Source organism: Coprococcus intestinihominis (assembly GCF_040096555.1).
Classification (GTDB): Bacteria; Bacillota; Clostridia; order Lachnospirales; family Lachnospiraceae; genus Coprococcus_A; species Coprococcus_A intestinihominis.
Genome location: NZ_JBBMEK010000274.1, coordinates 1 through 4,380, shown reverse-complemented (window position 1 = coordinate 4,380; position 4,380 = coordinate 1). Strand labels below are relative to the sequence as shown.

At 31.8% G+C, this 4,380-nt stretch carries 4 protein-coding genes; all 4 read left to right on the top strand.

The window, feature by feature from the left end:
- Window positions 1–129 precede the first annotated feature (129 nt).
- Window positions 130–1,323 (top strand): glycosyltransferase family 4 protein, encoded by a 1,194-nt coding sequence (locus WMO25_RS15470; RefSeq protein WP_256167409.1) that lies wholly within the window; start codon window positions 130–132, stop codon window positions 1,321–1,323.
- Window positions 1,320–2,210, top strand: a complete 891-nt coding sequence (locus WMO25_RS15465) for a glycosyltransferase (RefSeq protein ID WP_256167410.1) — start codon at window positions 1,320–1,322, stop codon at window positions 2,208–2,210. The genes WMO25_RS15470 and WMO25_RS15465 overlap by 4 nt, the downstream gene beginning before the upstream one ends.
- Before the next feature lie 32 nt (window positions 2,211–2,242).
- Window positions 2,243–3,070: a LicD family protein gene (locus tag WMO25_RS15460; protein WP_349086072.1), complete on the top strand. Its 828-nt coding sequence runs from the start codon at window positions 2,243–2,245 to the stop codon at window positions 3,068–3,070.
- 36 nt (window positions 3,071–3,106) lie between these two features.
- Window positions 3,107–4,380, top strand: a 1,274-nt coding sequence (locus WMO25_RS15455; protein ID WP_349086071.1) for a hypothetical protein, incomplete at its 3' end; no start/stop codon positions are given.

Sequence of the window (4,380 nt, the reverse complement as noted above, 5' to 3'; positions counted from 1 at the left end):
AGCACGTGTGGCTGCGGAGTATACATGGAATAAAATATGCGGACAATATGAAGAAGTGTTTGTAAAAAATATGATTTAGATATTCAGTAAAATGGTAAATGTAAAACCGATATGAAAGGTAAAATATAGATGAAGGTTTTAGCAATACATAATTTTCATAGAAAAGGCTCTGCAAGTGGAGATGACCAGGTTTTTAAAAGCGAGACAGCATTGATGGAAAATCATGGAATTGAAGTGGTTAGATATACAGTTTCTAATGATGAGTTTGACCATGCAGGTATTTTAGGAAAGATTAAGGCTACACTTGGAATGCTTTGGAGCTTTAAAAATTATAGGGCTGTACAGCATATAATAAAAAAAGAAAAACCGGACATTGTACATATTCATACTTTTTTTCCTTTGCTTTCGCCATCGATATTGTATGCAGCAAAAAGGAGTGGAGCTAAAGTTGTAGCCACTCTCCATGATACACGTTTTATATGTCCTTGTGCAACATCTCTGAGAGGGACAGAACTCTGTAATAAATGTGGTGACGGAAAATATTTACGAATGTGTAAATATAGCTGTTTCAAAAATTCAAAAATCCAAAGTTTTATTGTTGCATGTATTTTTTGGTATCACAGGAAACGAAGAAGTTTTTACGACCAAATAGATCATTACATATGTTTAAATGAGAATCAAATAAAGCTTTTGAAGAATATAGGGTTTGATGAGAATAAAATTACGAAAAAATATAATTTTGTTCCAGATGCTGAAGCAAATCTTAAAGCAATGAAATTAGAAAATCTTCCTGATAGATATGTTGTTTTTTATGGACGTATTGGTGAGGAAAAGGGAATTAGAATTTTAATGGATATATGGAATCAAATTATGGATATTCCATTAGTTGTTATGGGTGGTGGACCGCTTGAGGAAGAATTCAAAACTTGGTCGGATCAGCACTCAAATGTCTATTTTCTGGGATATACCCAGCATGATCGATGTCTTTCTATTGTAAAAGGTGGAGAGTTCGTTGTATTTCCATCTATTTGGTATGAAGGATGTTCTATGGTTGAGATTGAGGCAGAAAGTCTTGGTAAAGGACTAATAGCAACAAATCTTGGATTTTCATCAGAAGCAATCGAAAATGCTAGGAATGGCTATAAAGTGAAACTGGGTGATAGTAGGGATTTTGTTAATCAGATTAGAAGATTATGGAATAATGAAGCCGAATGCAAAAAAATTGGAGAGAATGCACGTTTGGATTACGAACAAAAGTATACACCAGAGGATAATTATCGACAATTAATTGCTATATATAAAAGCATGGGGGCAGATGTGTGAAAAATAACTTTATGATTTCGGTTATTACGCCTTTTTACAGAGGCAACAAGTATTTACAACAACTTTTTTTGGTTATCCAAAAGAATTATATGCATTTGAAGAAAGAATTTCCAGAAGCGAATATAGAGTTGATTATTGTAAATGATAGTCCATACGACATTGTTGAAATCCCCAAAATTAAAATTGATTTCAGTTTTAAAATTATTGATCATGAAATAAATTCTGGAATTCAACAGGCAAGGGTTACAGGCTTAAAGGCGTGCAGTGGCGATTATGTCCTCTTTTTAGATCAAGATGATGTACTTGTGGATGACGCACTATTAAGCCAGGTGAGAGTGCTTATTGCGCATAATGCTGAAATGGTTATATGTAATGCGTATATGGAGAAGAAAGATGGGACTTCGTATTTATTATACAGAACAACTACAGATTTTTTAATGCTAAATAATTTAACATTTTATCTAAAATCACACAATATTATAAAATCTCCGGGGCAATGTTTAATAAAAAGGCAGTGTATTCCTGTTGAGTGGCAAAGGTATATTATGAAAACAAATGGTGCAGATGATTTGTTTTTATGGATTTTACTCTTAGAAAAATCGTATAAATTTGCTATTAATAAAGAAGCGTTATATATACATAAATACACTGGAGAAAATTTATCGGAATCCGAAGAAAAAATGACTATTTCCAGTTTGGAAATAGTTGATTGTTTAAAGAAAGTCGATTATGTTCCTAAGAAAGATGTTTACGAATTGAAAAGAACTCGTGAGTTTTCATTGAAGTTAAGAAAAGAGAAAGGACTCAAGAGAGTTTTGATTATGGTTAGAAATTTTGATTTGGTTATGTATTTGGGTGTTAATAAGATAAAAAGAAAATTATTTTAAAAATTATAGAAGAGTATGGGGATGTGAACCACATGGATAGTGAAACATTACGTAAAGTGCAATTAGTACAATTGGAGATTGCAAAAGAAATTAGTAGGGTATGCGATGAAAATGGTATAAAATATTTTCTTACGGGTGGAACGCTATTAGGCGCTGTACGGCATGGAGGATTTATTCCGTGGGATGATGATTTAGATATTGGAATGTTTAGACAAGATTATGAAAAATTCCTTGAAATTGCGCCGGTTTCTTTGAGAGAACAATACAGAATTATAGATTGGAAATCGGATCAATCTTATCCACATCCAATGGGTAAAGTAATAAAAAAGGGAACCCTTTATAAAGAGAGTAAGAGAAAAGATCAAGGGGAACAGGGAATATGGGTTGATGTGTTTCCATATGATAACATACCGAATTTGAATAATGATTTTCAAGCCAGAATATTTAAATTGAAGATATTGCGTGGATTAGTAAGAGCTAAATGTAATTATCAAACTTGGCATTCAGAAGACGGCGTAATATGGTCTAAATACATAAAAAATTTACCCTTTAGAGTGGTATCAGTTTTTATGAAAAAAGAAAATTTGATAAAAAAGTATGAAGCGATTAGTACGATTAATAATAACAAAGAGTGCAAATTTGTTTTTGAGAATGGTCCGGAGAATTATAGTGAATGGTGTTTCAAAAAGGAAATATTTTCCAATTTAGTAGAAAGAGACTTTGAAAATTGCAAATTTTTGATACCTGAGAAGTATCATGAATATTTAAGAGCAGCATATGGAGACTATATGGTTTTGCCACCGATAGAAAAAAGAGAAAATCAACATTTGATAGTTGAGGTGAGCTTTGGGGATGAGTGATAAGATATTAGTGAAGCAAAGAATGGAGTATGTACGATGAATCGAGTTGAACAGGACACTAGAATCGATAAAGCAATGCAGAGGATGTTATTTTTTATGGTGTTTGTGTCGCCATTACTTGTATTGCAAATTGTCAGAAAAGAAGTGTTCCTTTGGCTGCAGGTTACATTTGTTACAATGTTTTTTTACAAGGAGAAAAAAATAGAATTAATAAAGGAACCGTTAATTGTGATGCTTTTTGCAGAACCATTTATAGCGGGAGTATTCGCTCAATTTTCTTCTATGACAGAAACATACAAAAGAACAGCAATCAATCTGGCGATTATGGCCCTGCCATTGTATTTTGCTATTTGTTGTATAATAAAATTGATGAAAGATAAATCTTATAAAACTATAATTAAGATTATTGTTAATGCAATTAAAATGGTTGTTCTAGTTGAGCTTGTTTGGATATTTATACAGTTACTTTTGTATAGATTATTTGGAGTGGACATCAATCAATTAATTTTTGTTGATTTGCTGCATTTGGTGGAAAATGCTTCTTTTATACGAAGCTGGATTTGGTATCCATCGGGTTTAAGCTGGCATTCGGCAGTATTAGCACCGTTATTTGTCATGGGTATTCTTTTTTTTGATAATCCAGTGATTCGAATATTAATCGTTATAGAATCATGTGTATGCGGAAATAGAACAACATTATTGGGAGTTATGTGCTGCTTGTTATTGCTGTTGTTAAAAACAATGCACATGAGAAAAATTAAAATTGAAAAAGAAAAGGTACGTCTGATTATAGCCATATTGATTGCAGCAGCTACAATATTAATAGTAACTGGTATAGGACCGAAGTTTTTAATAAAAATATTTGGTAATGGAAAAGATGCAAGTACATTAGCACATTTTGGATACTATTCAGATTATTTTACTATCATAAAGGAGAGCTCTTTATATCAGATAATATTTGGATATGGAGTTGGATGTTCAGGATATACTATTACTTCGTTATACGGAAGATATGCAGATGGAGGAACTTGGGCAATTGAAAGTGACTTTATTAACATTCTCGTGTCGCGAGGTATTATAGGGTTTATTATTTATTATTGGTTTTTGATTCGTATTATGATAAAAGGATTTAAAATTGATTATAGGTATGCTATTTTTATTATAACCGTTTTATTTCAGGGATTTGGGTATAATATACAGTTTGATTATTTACTTTTGATTGAAATACTGATGTATATTTTAATAGAAAATCGAGTTAACTTCTTTGATGTTGTCGATGAGTTAAATGCTGAAAACAGCAAAATAGGAAG